This is a genomic window from Bradyrhizobium barranii subsp. barranii (assembly GCF_017565645.3).
GTDB classification, from domain to species: Bacteria; Pseudomonadota; Alphaproteobacteria; order Rhizobiales; family Xanthobacteraceae; genus Bradyrhizobium; species Bradyrhizobium barranii.
Map to the genome: position 1 here is coordinate 937,895 of NZ_CP086136.1, position 13,179 is coordinate 951,073.

Annotated in this window: 11 protein-coding genes and 1 pseudogene; 7 read left to right on the forward strand and 5 right to left on the reverse strand. The window is 65.4% G+C overall.

The window, feature by feature from the left end; all coding sequences use genetic code 11:
* Window positions 1-9: 9 nt before the first annotated feature.
* A complete protein-coding gene (locus J4G43_RS04575) occupies window positions 10-1,623 on the reverse strand; it encodes a DHA2 family efflux MFS transporter permease subunit (RefSeq protein ID WP_208084130.1) in 1,614 nt (537 codons plus the stop codon).
* A complete protein-coding gene (locus J4G43_RS04580) occupies window positions 1,571-2,830 on the reverse strand; it encodes an HlyD family secretion protein (RefSeq protein ID WP_208084131.1) in 1,260 nt (419 codons plus the stop codon). Before J4G43_RS04580 ends, J4G43_RS04575 begins: the two co-directional genes overlap by 53 nt.
* A 91-nt stretch (window positions 2,831-2,921) precedes the next feature.
* Between J4G43_RS04580 and J4G43_RS04585 the strand changes: the two genes are divergently transcribed.
* The 7 genes and pseudogenes from J4G43_RS04585 (at window position 2,922) to J4G43_RS04615 (ending at window position 10,492) form a co-directional block, all read left to right on the forward strand.
* Entirely contained in the window at window positions 2,922-3,575 is a 654-nt protein-coding gene (locus J4G43_RS04585) for a TetR/AcrR family transcriptional regulator (RefSeq protein ID WP_208084132.1), read from the forward strand.
* A gap of 45 nt (window positions 3,576-3,620) precedes the next feature.
* On the forward strand, window positions 3,621-4,070 hold the full coding sequence (locus tag J4G43_RS04590; RefSeq protein WP_085400034.1) for a MarR family winged helix-turn-helix transcriptional regulator: 450 nt from the start codon (window positions 3,621-3,623) through the stop codon (window positions 4,068-4,070).
* Between the two features lie 11 nt (window positions 4,071-4,081).
* Window positions 4,082-4,852 carry an enoyl-CoA hydratase gene (locus J4G43_RS04595; protein WP_208084133.1) on the forward strand — a complete coding sequence of 257 codons (771 nt, stop codon included), beginning with the start codon at window positions 4,082-4,084 and terminating at the stop codon, window positions 4,850-4,852.
* A gap of 121 nt (window positions 4,853-4,973) precedes the next feature.
* Window positions 4,974-7,055 (forward strand): methyl-accepting chemotaxis protein, encoded by a 2,082-nt coding sequence (locus J4G43_RS04600; protein WP_208084134.1) that lies wholly within the window; start codon window positions 4,974-4,976, stop codon window positions 7,053-7,055.
* Window positions 7,056-7,172: 117 nt separating this feature from the next.
* Window positions 7,173-8,111, forward strand: coding sequence for a dihydrodipicolinate synthase family protein (locus J4G43_RS04605; protein ID WP_208084135.1), 939 nt, complete (start codon window positions 7,173-7,175; stop codon window positions 8,109-8,111).
* 292 nt (window positions 8,112-8,403) lie between these two features.
* Window positions 8,404-9,800 (forward strand): annotated as a pseudogene (locus J4G43_RS04610) (selenium-binding protein SBP56-related protein).
* Window positions 9,801-9,883: 83 nt separating this feature from the next.
* Entirely contained in the window at window positions 9,884-10,492 is a 609-nt protein-coding gene (locus tag J4G43_RS04615) for a hypothetical protein (RefSeq protein ID WP_085965313.1), read from the forward strand.
* Between the two features lie 3 nt (window positions 10,493-10,495).
* Here J4G43_RS04615 and J4G43_RS04620 read toward each other — a convergent pair whose 3' ends face one another.
* Genes J4G43_RS04620 through J4G43_RS04630 form a run of 3 tightly spaced genes read right to left on the reverse strand, consistent with a single transcriptional unit; the run spans window position 10,496 to window position 13,074 of the window.
* A complete protein-coding gene (locus J4G43_RS04620; RefSeq protein WP_208084136.1) occupies window positions 10,496-11,194 on the reverse strand; it encodes a DUF1045 domain-containing protein in 699 nt (232 codons plus the stop codon).
* Between the two features lie 18 nt (window positions 11,195-11,212).
* Window positions 11,213-12,406, reverse strand: coding sequence for an alpha-D-ribose 1-methylphosphonate 5-triphosphate diphosphatase (locus J4G43_RS04625; protein ID WP_208084137.1), 1,194 nt, complete (start codon window positions 12,404-12,406; stop codon window positions 11,213-11,215).
* Entirely contained in the window at window positions 12,403-13,074 is a 672-nt protein-coding gene (locus J4G43_RS04630; RefSeq protein WP_208084138.1) for an LbetaH domain-containing protein, read from the reverse strand. The genes J4G43_RS04625 and J4G43_RS04630 overlap by 4 nt, the downstream gene beginning before the upstream one ends.
* Between the last annotated feature and the right edge of the window lie 105 nt (window positions 13,075-13,179).

The following is a 13,179-nucleotide window of genomic DNA, read 5'->3' on the forward strand; positions in this document are numbered from 1 at the left end:
CGCTGTTGACTAATGTGCCGGGCCGCCGGCCGCTTTGACGCGCCGCGTCAGCACCACCGCGATCGCCGCGAGCACCAGCACCGCGCCGATCACCGCAAAGGCGTCGGAATAGCCCATCACCAGCGCCTGGCGCTTGACCGTCTTGCCGAGTGCGATGATGGCCTGCTCGCGCGCCGCGTGAGGGTCTGGCACGCCGTGGGCCATGAAGTAATCCGTCATCTGCGCGATGCGGGTGCGGACTTCCTCGCGGCCGAGCGTGACCGACTGGCCGATGATGTTGGAGTGGAACTGCTCGCGCTTGGTGATGATGGTCGCGAGCGTCGCCGTGCCGATCGCGCCGCCGAGATTGCGGAACATGTTGCTGATGCCGGAAGCCGCGGCCGCGTCCTGCGGCGCGATGCCGCCTGTCAGCACCGAGGTTAGCGGCGTCAGCACCATGGCCTGGCCGACGGCGCGCACGATGTTCGGAATCCAGAGCTGGTCGCCGGCATAGTCCGGCGACATCGCCGTGTTCATGAAGCAGCTATAGGCGAAGATCAGAAGTCCGGTGATGGCGATGTAGCGCGTGTCGAAGCGCTGCATCAGCTTCGGGATCAGCGGGATCAGCACGAGTTGCGGCAGGCCGGTCCAGGCCAGCACATTGCCGATCTGCTCCGCATTGTAGCCCTGCGCCTGGCCGAGATAGGCGGGCAGGATATAGACCGAGCCGAACAGCGCGAAGCCGACCATCGTCATCGCAATGGTACCGAAGCCGAAATTACGCTGTGTCAGCAGGCGCAGCCGGATCAGCGGCTTCTCGATCGTGAGCTCGATCGTGACGAACAGCGTGAGGCCGACGGCCGCGATGATCGCCAGCTTGACGATGAAGGGCGAGGAAAACCAGTCATCCTTGTTGCCTTCCTCCAGCACGGCCTGCAGTGCCGACAGCCCGATCGCCATGGTGAAGATGCCGGCCCAGTCGCCCTCCTTCAAGAGACCGAGCTGCATCTTCTGCTTCTCCAGCGTCAGATAGAGCGCGGCCACCATCACCGCGGTCGGAATTACGTTGACGAAGAAGATCGTACGCCAGCCGTAATTCTCCGTGAGATAGCCGCCGATGGTCGGTCCGATCGCGGGTGCAAAGGTGACGGACAGCGCGAAGATCGCAAGACCCACCGGCTGCTGCGGCTTCGGCAGCTTGGTCAGCACCAGCGTGAACGCCATCGGGATCAGCACGCCGCCGGCAAAGCCCTGCAGGCCGCGCATTGCGATCATCGACGGCAAATCATGTGTGAAGGCGCAGGCGACCGAGAACGCCGCGAACAGCGTCGCGCTCGCCAGCATGTAGCGGCGGAACGAGAACACGCGGCTCAAATAGTCGGTCAGGGGGATCACGATGATCTCGCCGATCAGATACGACGTCGAGATCCAGGAGCCGTTGTCGGCGCCGGTACCGATGCCGCCCTCGATGTTGGCCAGCGAGGCGTTGGTGATCTGGATGTTCAGGATCGCCATGAACGAGCCGATCATGGCGGCGAGCACGGCGATCCAGATCGCGGCACTCGCGCGGTTCGGGTCGGCTATTGCCGGATCAGGCGTCGCGGCCAGTGTTGCCGGCGTCGAAAGTGAGAGGCTGTTTGACATGGCACGACCCTCCGGAAACGAGCTTCGCCTTTACGTTTGCCTTTGGCGCCGCGGCCGCATTGGCGGTCGGCGCGGTCGAACGTGTTGCAATGGTTGGGATCACGGACATGCCCGGCCGCAGCGCGATCGCGGGACCGTGCGCGGCATCGAGCGCGATCTTGACGGGGATGCGTTGCACCACCTTGGTGAAATTGCCGGTGGCGTTGTCGGGCGGCAGCAGCGCGAATTCCTGGCCGCTCGCCGGCGCGATGGAATCGACGTGGCCGTGCACGACCTGGCCCGGGAAGGTGTCGACCTCGATATCGACGGCCTGGCCGGCCTGCACGTGGGTGAGCTGCGTCTCCTTGAAGTTGGCGACCACATAGGCGCCCTCGGCCGGCACGATGGCCATCAGCTGCGTGCCCGCCTGTACGAACTGGCCGACGCGCAAGGAGCGGTTGCCGACCACGCCGTCGATCGGGGAGACGATCGTGGTGTAGCCCAGATTGAGCTCGGCCTGACGCTGGAGTGCGGCCGCGCGTGCGGCGGCGGCCCGGGCTTGCAATATCTCGGCGTTGAGGAGATCGACCTGCTTCAAGGCGGAGGTGAGATTGGCGATATCGCGCTGGATCGCCGCGTCTGCGCCGGCGTCGCGCGCTTGCGCCTGCTGCGCGTTCTGCACGCTGCCGAAACCCGTTGCCGCGAGATCGGTGTAGCGCTTGTTCTCCTGCTTCGCGAAAACCTTCGCGGCATTGTCGACATCGATGGTCGCTCTTGCCGCCGCGATCACGGCTTGCTGGACCTCGAGCTGCGCTTGCTTGCTCGTCACCGTCGCATTCGCGGCGGCGACATCGGCCTTGGCCTGGTCGAGCGCGACCCGGAAGTCGCGATCGTCGATCCTGGCGAGCACCTGGCCGGCCTTCACATGCTCGTTATCGCCGACCAGGACGCGGTCGAGGTAGCCGCTGACCTTCGGCGCGATCGTGGTGTTGTCGGCCTTCACATAGGCGTCATCGGTGGAGACGAGGTACTGCCCAACGGTCCAGTAGTCGTAGCCGTACCAGCTCGCGCCGGCCAGCGCGACGATCGCCGCGCCCATCAGCAACAGCTTGCGGAGATTGAGTTTTTGCCGGCGGACGCCGGTTGCCGTGGTGGGCAGGACGCCCTCCGGCACGGTTGCTGGAATAGCGATTTGGGTCGCAGCAGATGGGGTGGTGTGGACGGTCATGGCCGGCTCCCCTGAATTAGGAAACTTGACGATTTCCAAAATGAGACTAGCTTTGGAATTGTCAATGGAATGACAGGCGTCATTTAAAAGCATGGCTCAGGCAAAACCTTCAGGTGAATGCCGCCCCCGCGGGCGGCCGCAACTGCGCAGCGACGAGGAGACGAGGCGGATCGTCTTCGATGCAGCGCGCAACGCCTTCGCCGTCGACGGCTATGCCGCGACCAGCACCGAAGAGCTGGCACGCCGCTCCGGCATCTCGACCAAGACGCTCTATCGCCTGTTTCCGGGCAAGGCCGCACTGTTCGAGGCGATGTGCGCGGACAGGCTCGAGCAGCTGCTCTCCGCCGTCGATCTGCAAGGAAGCGACGAGGTCGATATCGAGACCGGCCTGCGTGCCGCGCTGCTGGCCTGCGCCGATCTCGCACTCGATCCGGAGGTCGTGGCGCTGCAGCGCATGGTGCTGCAGGAATCCGCCGCGTTCCCCGAGCTCGCCGCCAACTTCTACAACAACGGCATTTCCCGCACCGTCAGGACGCTCGCGGGCTGGCTGCGCGTCCAGGTCAAGCGCAAGCGCATCGCCATCGACGATGCGGAGGAAGTTGCCGGCATGCTGATCGGCATGGTCGCATCGGCGCCGCAGCGCGCGGCGATCTATGGCGGCATGCCGCTGCCGTCACGCAAGCAGATCGAGCGCCGCGTGCAGACCTGCGCGTCCCTGTTCCTCGATGGCTGCCGCGCCGCGTAGCCGTCTCCCTTTGACAATCCGGTTTGGTTCGGCTATCTATTTCGCATGCGAAATAAAGAAGCCGCAGCGAGGCATCATCGGCTGATTTACCTCCTGAACGTCGCGCAACGCCGTTTGCAGCGCTGGATGGCGGCGCAGCCGCAGAACGAGGTCACGCCGGCGCAGGCGGGGCTGTTGTTCATCCTCGGCAAGCAGGACGGCGTGCTGATGGGCGAGGCAGGCGCGGCGCTCGATATGGGGCCGGCCGGAATTTCAGGGCTCGTCGATCGCAGTGCTGCGGCGAGGCTGGTCGAGCGGCGGGCCGATCGCGAGGACGGCCGGGCCTGGCGCGTATGGCTGACGCCGAAGGGGCGCACCGTGCTGGCGCAGGCGAAGACTGACGCGGCGCAGATCAACGCCGCGCTGACGGATGGATTTACCAGCGCGGAGATCGACATCGTCGCGCGCTGGCTGACCAGCATTCAGGACAAGTTTCCAAGACCTTCAGACGACTAAAGGAGAGACCCATGACCGAGCATGTCCGGATAGAGAACAACAACGGAATTCTCACTCTCACGCTGGCGCGCCCCGACAAGAAGAACGCGCTGACGGATGCGATGTACGGCAAGCTCGCCGACACGATCGAATCCGCCGAGTTCGATCCGTCCGCCCGCGTGATCCTGATCCGCGGCGAGGGTGACATGTTCACCGCCGGCAACGATGTCGGCGAATTCGCCGCCGTGGCAGCCGGCAAGTCCGAAGGCAGCCGCAACGTCGTGCGCTTCATCCAGTCGCTGGCGCGCTGCACTCGGCCGCTGGTCGCGGCCGTGCAGGGCCGCGCCGTCGGCGTCGGCACCACGATGCTGCTGCATTGCGACCTCGTGGTGCTCGCCGACAACGCGCAATTGTCGACGCCCTTCGTCAGCCTCGCGCTGGTGCCGGAGGCCGCCTCCAGCCTGCTGATGCCGGCGCGCATCGGCTACGCCCGCGCCTACGAGATGTTCGCGCTGGGCGAGACCGTACCGGCGAGGTCGGCGCTGGAATGGGGCCTTGCCAATCGCGTGGTGCCGCTCGACAAGCTCGATGCCGGGGCGCTCGCGCTGGCGCAGCGTCTTGCCCGCCAGCCGGCTGGCGCGCTCACGGCCACCAAGAAGCTGATGCGCAATGGCGAGGCGCTGGTCGCGCAGATGCAGGCCGAAAGCGAGCAGTTCGGACTGCGTTTGCGCACCGCTGAGGCGCGTGAAGCCTTCACCGCTTTCGCCGAGCGCCGGCCGCCGGATTTCACCAAGGTTGCCTGATTTCGCTAGTCTTAAAGCGCTTGCAGACCGGGCACTCCCGGCAATTTGACTAAAACCTTAACCGATCCTTGGCATGTCGCGATGCAGGGTGGCCGGCAGTACAATGCAGGCCCCCTGACTCATGGTAATGTTTAAGAAATCGGTAAGCTCGCTTCTCCTGACCTTGATGGCCCTGCTGGCCGCCGGTGCGCTGGCCTCTACGGCGATCCAGATGTTCGGAGCGTTCGGTCGCTACAGCGACAGTCTCGAGACGGCGCGGCTCGCCGCTGCCGACAAGGCGATCTTCCATGGCGTGCTCGCGTTGCGCAACAATCGTGGCGATGCCCAGAGCGCCATCCTTGGCGAGGACGATCCCAAGGCAAAGCTCGCTGAAGCCGAGAAGGCCGAGCAGGGCGGCTATGAAGGGATCAGCGCTGCACTCTCGACCGTCGAATTCGCACGCCGCGACGAGCTCGCCGGCACGCTGAAGCAGCGCTGGAACGAAGCCGCGCCGCAATTCCAGCTGTTCTACGACGAGGCTAAGCTTCCGCGCGCCGAGCGCAAGATGGAGCGAACCAATTCCTGGTACGATGCCGTCACCAAGGTCATCGACACTGCGAACTTCGCCTCCACCGCGGTGTCGAACCGCGCCTGGATGAACGATCCCTACATCGCCCGCATGATCCAGGTCCGCCGCTTCGCCTGGCAGGTGCGCGACCGCTATGGGGTCCATTGTTCGTCGCTTCGCTCGAACATCAACAGCAGCAAGCCGCTCGACGACGTTCAGAAGCGGTCGGTGGCGCAATGGGACGGCACGATCGCCTCCGGCTGGGCGGGCATGGCCGAGTTGCTGGCCGCGCCCGACGTGACGGCGGAGCTGGTGACCGCAGCGTCGGACGCGAAGACCAAGACCGATGGCGTCCTGAAGCAGATCGGCGATCTCACCAAGAATCTCGACGGCAGCGGCAAGCCCGCGATGCCCGCTTCGGAGTGGAATACGCTCTGCCAGTCGCCGTTCCCGCTCATTGTCGGGGTCGCGACCAAAGCACTGGATCAGTCGATCGCGCGTGCCGAGGCCGTGCAGACCAAGGCGCTCACCAACCTCATCGTGCAGTCGCTCGCGTTTCTGCTCGCGCTCGCCGTGACCCTCGCCGGCGTCTACGTGGTGCGCAATCGACTGATGCGCCCGGTCCGCGCCATCCTCGACGCCATCGCGCGAATCAGCGCCCGCGATTACGCGACGCCGGTGCCGCGGTCGAAATATCCCGACGAGTTCGGCACCATGGCTGCCGCGCTCGAGAGCCTGCGCGAGAGCGCGGCGACCGCCGAGCGGCTGGGCCAGGAACGCGAATCGCAGCAGGCGTTGCAACTCGCCCGCTCCGGCACCGTGGACGACGCATGCCGCAGCTTCGACGACACCGTGCAGGCGGTGATCCACAGCGTCGCTGCGTCGGCGAGGGAGCTCGATGCCACCGCGACCGATGTGCGCACGCTGGTATCAGAGTCGACCAGCCAGACCGCGGCAGTCTCTTCCGCAGCCGAGCAGGCCACCAACAATCTCGAGACCATCGCGGCCGCGACCGAGGAACTCTCCGCATCCGTCGGCGAGATCTCCGCACAGGTGCAGTTGAGCGCCCGCGAGGCGCGCGAGGCGGTGTCGCAGGCCGAGCGGACTAACGCGACGGTCGAGATCCTCGATCAGACCGCGAGCCGGATCGGCGAGGTCGTGAAGATGATCAACGCCATCGCCGGCCAGACCAACCTCCTGGCGCTGAACGCGACCATCGAAGCGGCGCGTGCGGGCGAGGCCGGCCGCGGCTTTGCCGTGGTCGCCGGCGAGGTCAAGAGCCTCGCCGCGCAGACCGCAACCGCAACCGAAGAAATCTCGCGCCAGGTCGAGGAGATCCAGGGCGCGACGGGCCAGGCCGTGACCGCCATCCGCTCGATCGGGGGCGCCATCAGCGGCATCGACGAGAAGATGACGGCGATCGCAGCCGCCGTCGAGGAGCAGCGCGCGGCCACCACCGAGATCTCACGCAACTTCCAGCAGGCAGCCCAGGGCACCCGCGAGGTCACCGACACCATCGGCAGCGTCGCCAGGCTCAACCAGGAAACCGGCAACGCCGGCACGGTGCTGTCCGAATCCGTGAAGAAGATGTCGGGCGATGCCGATCGTCTTCGCGTCGCGGTCGAGGGCTTTTTGGGGGCCGTGAAGACCGCATAACCTCGATCGTCATCCGTCTAGGCGTCGCGCGAACGGCATTGCCGCCGCTTCACGTGGCGGGTACATCTGTGGCGCTGCGGGAGTGCAGCAACAGACGTATCAAGGATGGAGAGTTCGATGCCGGTCACCCCACACAAGGCCCAGCGCCCCTATCGCGGCGTGTTCCCGGTCGCGCCCACCATCTTCGACGAGCGCGGCGAGCTCGACCTCGAGGGCCAGCGCCGCTGCATCGATTTCATGATCGATGCGGGCTCGAATGGTCTCTGCATCCTCGCCAATTTCTCCGAGCAGTTCGTGCTCACCGATGCCGAGCGCGAAACCGTGATGCATGCGGTGCTGGAGCATGTCGCGGGCCGGGTTCCCGTGATCGTCACCACCACGCATTTCAGCTCCGCCGTCTGCGCGGCGCGCAGCCAGCAGGCGGAGGCGGCGGGGGCCGCCATGGTCATGGTGATGCCGCCCTATCACGGCGCGACCTTCCGCGTGCTCGAGAAGGGCATCGTCGAATTCTTCAAGGTGCTCTCCGGCGCGATCAACATTCCGATCATGATCCAGGATGCACCGGTGGCGGGCACGCCGCTGTCGGTCGAGCTGCTCGCGCGGCTGGCGCGGGATTTCGCCAACATCCGCTATTTCAAGATCGAGGTGCCGGGCGCGGCTGCAAAGCTGCGCAGCCTGATCGAGGCGGGCGGCAAGGATATCGAAGGCCCGTGGGACGGCGAGGAAGCCATCACGCTGCTCGCCGATCTCGACGCCGGCGCCACCGGCGCGATGACGGGCGGCGGCTATCCCGACGGCATCCGCCAGATCATCGATCCCTATTTCGCCGGCAAGCGCGAGGAGGCAAAGGCCGCCTATGAGCGCTGGCTGCCGCTGATCAACTACGAAAACCGCCAATGCGGCCTGATCGCCTGCAAGGCCATGATGCAGGCCGGCGGCGTGATCAAATCGGATGCCGTGCGGCATCCGCTCCAGCCGCTGCACCCGGCGACGCGGGCAGGGTTGCTGGAGCTGGCGAAGGAGCGGGATGCGCTGGCGTTGCGGTGGGGCAAGTAGCGCTGTACCCACTCGGTTGTCGCGAGGTCTCTCGGCAGTCCCCGCCTACGCGGGGGCGACGCCGAGTGTGAGGTGCGCGCTGGCCTGATCCCGCCGGTTTCCGTCTGGCTGAGGGCGTCGAATTAGCGCGGTTCGGGCGGTTTTCCGCACGCCGGCGATGACATATTGTACGCTCCTTGCACGCTCGCCAACCAGGTCCGCGGAGCTTCTCAAGACGTCGCTGAGCAGCTCTTCATTATGCCGCTATTCCGAGCCAGGTTGGAGCGAGCCGACGAAACAGGGAGGCAGTGCCATGACGATGAGGCCGGATCCCACCTTCCACGCATCGCCCAAGCTGGCGATGGAAGCACCTGCAGAGAACTTTGCCTACACGCTGCTGCTCAGTCCGGATTTCTCAAAACCGGATGCTCTCGCGGTCATCGACGTCAAGCCGGGATCGCCGACCTACAGCCAAATCGTCCACACGGTGACGATGCCCAACAAGGGCGATGAGTTTCATCACTTCGGCTGGAACGCCTGCTCCTCCGCCTTGTCGCCGCTCGCCGGACATGCCTTCATCGAGCGGCGCTATCTCATCATCCCCGGGATACGCTCGTCGCGGATCTACATCATCGATACCAAGCCCGATCCGACCAAGGCCAAAATCCACAAGATCATCGAGCCCGAGGAAATCTTCAAAAAGACCGGCTACTCGCGGCCGCATACGATCCATTGCGGGCCGGACGGCGTCTATGTGAGCACGCTGGGCGGCGGCGGCAAGGACGGCACCAACGGGCCTCCAGGCGTCTTCATCATGGATTGCGAGACGTTCGAGGTCCTTGGGCGATGGGAGATCGATCGCGGTCCGCAGACGCTGCACTATGATTTCTGGTGGAACCTGCCGCGCGACTACATGGTGACGAGCGAATGGGCGTTGCCGCCGCAGTTCGAGAACGGGATCGTCGCGGAAGATCTGCTGGCGAACAAATATGGCCATCGTCTCCACTTCTGGGATCTCCGCGCCCGTCGCAACGTGCAGACCATCGACCTCGGCGCCAATCATCAGATGGCGCTGGAGGTGCGGCCCGCGCACGATCCGGTTCGCGAATACGGCTTCGTTGTGTGGTCGACACCACCAACCTCGAAGCATCGATCTGGACCTGGTGGCGCGAAGGCGGAAAATTCCATGCGGAGAAGACGGCGACGATTCCGCCCGAGCCCGCGCCAAAGGAGCAGCTCCCGCCGCTGCTGCAGGGATTTGGCGCCGTGCCGCCGCTGGTGACCGACATCGACCTGTCGATGGATGACCGGTTTCTCTATGTCTCGTGCTGGGGCACCGGTGAAATGCGCCAGTACGATGTGAGTGATCCGCGAAAGCCGAAGCTTGCCGGCTCGGTTCACATCGGCGGCATCGCGCGCCGCACGCCCCATCCGAACGGCAAGGCATTTGCGGCCGGTCCGCAGATGGTCGAGATCAGCCGCGACGGCAAGCGCGTGTACTGGACCAATTCGCTGTATTCCACCTGGGATGACCAATTCTATCCCGACGGGGTTCCGGGCGTGGAAGTCATGGCCAATGTCGGCCGCGACGGCGGCCTGGAGCTCGCCAAGGACTATTTCGTGAGCTTCCCCGACGGATATCGTGCGCACCAGATCAGGCTGGAGGGCGGCGATTGTTCGACGGACTCCTTTTGCTACCCGTCGGCCTAGGCTGGCAGCACGGGAGTTGGCCGCTCGGCTGGCTGTGGCTCGCTCTTGTTGCGAGCGGTCTCTATCACGGCGTCAATCCGGGAATGGGATGGCCGCTCGCCGTTTCGGCCGGGCTCATGGACAAGAGCCCGCGCGCGCTGTTCCGTGCGTTGTGGGCTCTGGCGGCCGGACATCTCCTGGCAACACTTCTCGTGCTGCTGCCGTTTGCGTTCCTGCTCGTCCTGGCCGAGTGGCAGCGTTCGATCCAGCTCGGCGCGAGCCTTCTCGTCATCGGCTTCGGCGTCTATCGGCTGATCGAGCGGCGCCATCCGCGCACGCTGGCACGAATTCCGCCAACGCAACTGGCGCTCTGGTCATTCGCCGTTGCCATTGCTCACGGCGCGGCCTTGATGCTCGTGCCGATCTATCTCGGGCTCTGCCAGGCCTTCGAGCTCGATGCCGGCCATGAGGCGGCGGGCGCGCTGATGAAGGCAAGTCTTCTGAAGACGAGTCTCGGGATGGCGGTGCTGGTGTCCCTGGTGCACGTTGTCGCCATGGTCAGTGCCGGCGGATGTCTGGCGTGGCTGGTCTACCGCTATCTGGGATTGAGGTTCGTCGCGCGAAGCTGGTTCAATCTGGATGCAATCTGGGCGACCAGCCTCATTCTGGTTGGCGCCGTGGCGCTCGCCTTCAATCTCGCGAGCTGGCGCTGAGGCCTATTTCGCCAACGCCCACTCGCCGACAAGGCGGAAGCGCGCTTTGGTATCATCCTGCTTGAACAGCGCGATCCGGTCGATCGCCAGCGTATCGAGACCGAGCGCCGCAAACCTCGCGCGCAGCATCTCCAGGATCGGCCCGCGCCGTTCTGCATCCAGCCGTCCCGTCAGCGTCATGTGGAAGCGGAATTCTTCCATCACGTAAGGGTAACCCCAGCGGTCGAGATAATCGCGCTGGCGCTCGCCGAGCTTCTCGGGTTTGCGCCGCGCGCGGTCTTCCGCCGTCATGGGCGCGCGGAAGTCGTCGAATTCGCGGACGCAATCGGCGGCAAGTTGCTGGAGCGCACCCACCGGCTCCGTCGGAATCACCGCGATGAAGCCGCTGATGGAGTCGACGACCGGGCGGATTGACGGCATCGGTCGCGCCTTGCCGGCAAAGGCCGCGCAGGCTGCGACGAGCTCGGCTTCAGTTCTGCCGGGCGCCAGCGCCATCGGCGCCTTCAGCGTGCCGTGGAAACCGTATTTGCGGGGATCGGCCGTGACGTCGCGCCAGTCCGGCGCAACACGCGATGCGTCGGCAGGGAACGGCATCTCGTCGCCGGTGTAGACATCGTAGCCGAGCAGCTCGGCGCCGAAGCAGGTGAGGGCGCTGTCGGCGCCGGCGGCAAAATAGATCGCGTAGCGGGGAAAATCTGTCATCGCCCGAGCATAACCGGTTCAGGCCGCAACAACAGCTTCGCGCGGCGTCGCCGCCGCAGCGAGCAGTCGCGTCGCATCGGTGAGATGCACCAGCTTTCCGCCTGATACCACCGCGATCAGCCGCGGCCGCAGCGGCACGCTGTCGTCGACCAGCAGCATGTCGGCGCGGCATCCTTCCGCGAGCACGCCGCGATCGGCAAGGCCGGTCGCGCGGGCCGGTCCCGCGGACACCAGGTTCCAGGACTCGGTCAACGGCAGCACACCGTCCGCGGCGAGGCGGAACGCGGCGAGCAGTTGCGCGGGATAGTAATAGTCCGACGCCAGCACCGAGCAGAGCCCCTTCGCGATCATGTCGGACGCCCGGGTCCAGCCGGTATGGCTGCCGCCGCGCACGACATTCGGCGCACCGTAGACGATGGCATCGCCCTGGCTTGCAGCCGCTCGCGCGGTCTCCTCGTTGATCGGAAACTCCGCGATGTCAGCGCCCAACTCGCGAAACTCCTGCCGCATCGCCGGCGTCGCATCGTCGTGCGAGAGCATCCGCACCTCGGCCGCGCGAGCAGTTGCGGCAAGCCGCGACACGGAAGCCGGCACTTCACTGGCCCGCGAAAGCACACGCTCGACCAGCCGGTCGAATTCCTCGCCCGAGAGGCCGGTGCGCTCGACCATGCGGTTGCGCTTGCGCGGCTTGGCCATGTCGGCAACGGTGCCGTCCATGTGGTCGTTGAAGGCGAACAGGTCGACGCGGCCCTCGGCGAGCCACTGGCCGATCTCGGCCTCTGCATCGAAATTGTAGGTCTCGTGCCGCAGGTGGAAACGGGTATCGGCGGCGAATTGCGGGCGCTGCCGCTCGATCGCCTCCATCAGGGCGCGCGCATTGCCGGCGCTGCGCAGGCCCGGCTCCCACGAACAGGTCGTGGCGTGAAACACCGTGGTGATGCCGTTGCTGATCGCCTGGCGGTCACTGTCGGCGAGCGCGACGTCGATCGGGAAGTCGACGCCGGCGCGCGGCATCATCTGGCGCTCGAAGGCATCGCCATGCAGATCGACGATGCCGGGCAGCACCAGCAGGTTGCGCGCATCGATCGCCAGCCGCGCACGGCCGCGAGAGGCATCGACCTGCGCAATGTCCGCGCCGGACACCAGAATGGAAGTTTCGACGAGCTCGGAGCCGATCAGGGCCCGGCCGCCCTCAAGGAAGATGTCTGTCAAGCGACCACGCTTCGTTTGCTGGCAGGGGAACGGGTGAGGGAGCTTGCCCGTGCTTCATATGCCGAGAGGAAATCTTCAATCCCGAGTTTGCGGAAATCGGGCAGTGCTTCACGCAATTTGTCGTGATCCCAGTCCCACCAGGCGAGTCGGGCCAGCCGTCCGGCGACGTCTTCCGAGAACCGCCGCCGCACGATGCGCGCCGGATTGCCGGCGACGATGGTGTAGGCCGGCACGTCCTTGGTGACGATGGCGCCCGCCGCGATCACCGCGCCGGTGCCGATGTTGCGGCCCGGCAGCACGATCGCGCCATGGCCGATCCAGACGTCGTGGCCGATATGAACGTGATGCTGGCGCCGCCAGTCGAAGAACTCGGTGTCGTCGCTCTCGCCTTCGAAGTAGGCGCTGGAACGATAGGTGAAATGCGCCTGCGTGGCGCGATGCATCGGATGATTGCCGGGATTGATGCGCGTCATCGCCGCGATCGAGCAGAATTTTCCGATGGTGGTGTAGGTGATCTGGGCGTCGTTCACGACATAGGAGTAGTCGCCCATCGTGACTTCAGTGAGGATCGTGCGCGCACCGACTTCGGTATAGGTGCCGAGCCTGGTCTCATGCAGCTTCGCCGAAGGGTCGATGGTCGGTTGAACCGAGAGCGCCTTGCCGGCCATGCTACATCCGATAGGTCGAGGGCGGGCGTACCTCTTCGAGCGCCCTGATGACAACGTCATGACGATGCGATGACAGGGGAAGAGGTGTGTAGGATCGCCGCACCG

Coding starts and splice junctions, on each gene's coding strand:
- J4G43_RS04595 (WP_208084133.1), top strand. CDS start 4,082: ATGACCGAGCATGTCCGGATAGAGAACAACAACGGAATTCTCACTCTC.
- J4G43_RS04590 (WP_085400034.1), top strand. CDS start 3,621: ATGCGAAATAAAGAAGCCGCAGCGAGGCATCATCGGCTGATTTACCTC.
- J4G43_RS04605 (WP_208084135.1), top strand. CDS start 7,173: ATGCCGGTCACCCCACACAAGGCCCAGCGCCCCTATCGCGGCGTGTTC.
- J4G43_RS04585 (WP_208084132.1), top strand. CDS start 2,922: ATGGCTCAGGCAAAACCTTCAGGTGAATGCCGCCCCCGCGGGCGGCCG.
- J4G43_RS04620 (WP_208084136.1), bottom strand. CDS start 11,194: ATGACAGATTTTCCCCGCTACGCGATCTATTTTGCCGCCGGCGCCGAC.
- J4G43_RS04575 (WP_208084130.1), bottom strand. CDS start 1,623: ATGTCAAACAGCCTCTCACTTTCGACGCCGGCAACACTGGCCGCGACG.
- J4G43_RS04600 (WP_208084134.1), top strand. CDS start 4,974: ATGGTAATGTTTAAGAAATCGGTAAGCTCGCTTCTCCTGACCTTGATG.
- J4G43_RS04630 (WP_208084138.1), bottom strand. CDS start 13,074: ATGGCCGGCAAGGCGCTCTCGGTTCAACCGACCATCGACCCTTCGGCG.
- J4G43_RS04580 (WP_208084131.1), bottom strand. CDS start 2,830: ATGACCGTCCACACCACCCCATCTGCTGCGACCCAAATCGCTATTCCA.
- J4G43_RS04615 (WP_085965313.1), top strand. CDS start 9,884: ATGGGATGGCCGCTCGCCGTTTCGGCCGGGCTCATGGACAAGAGCCCG.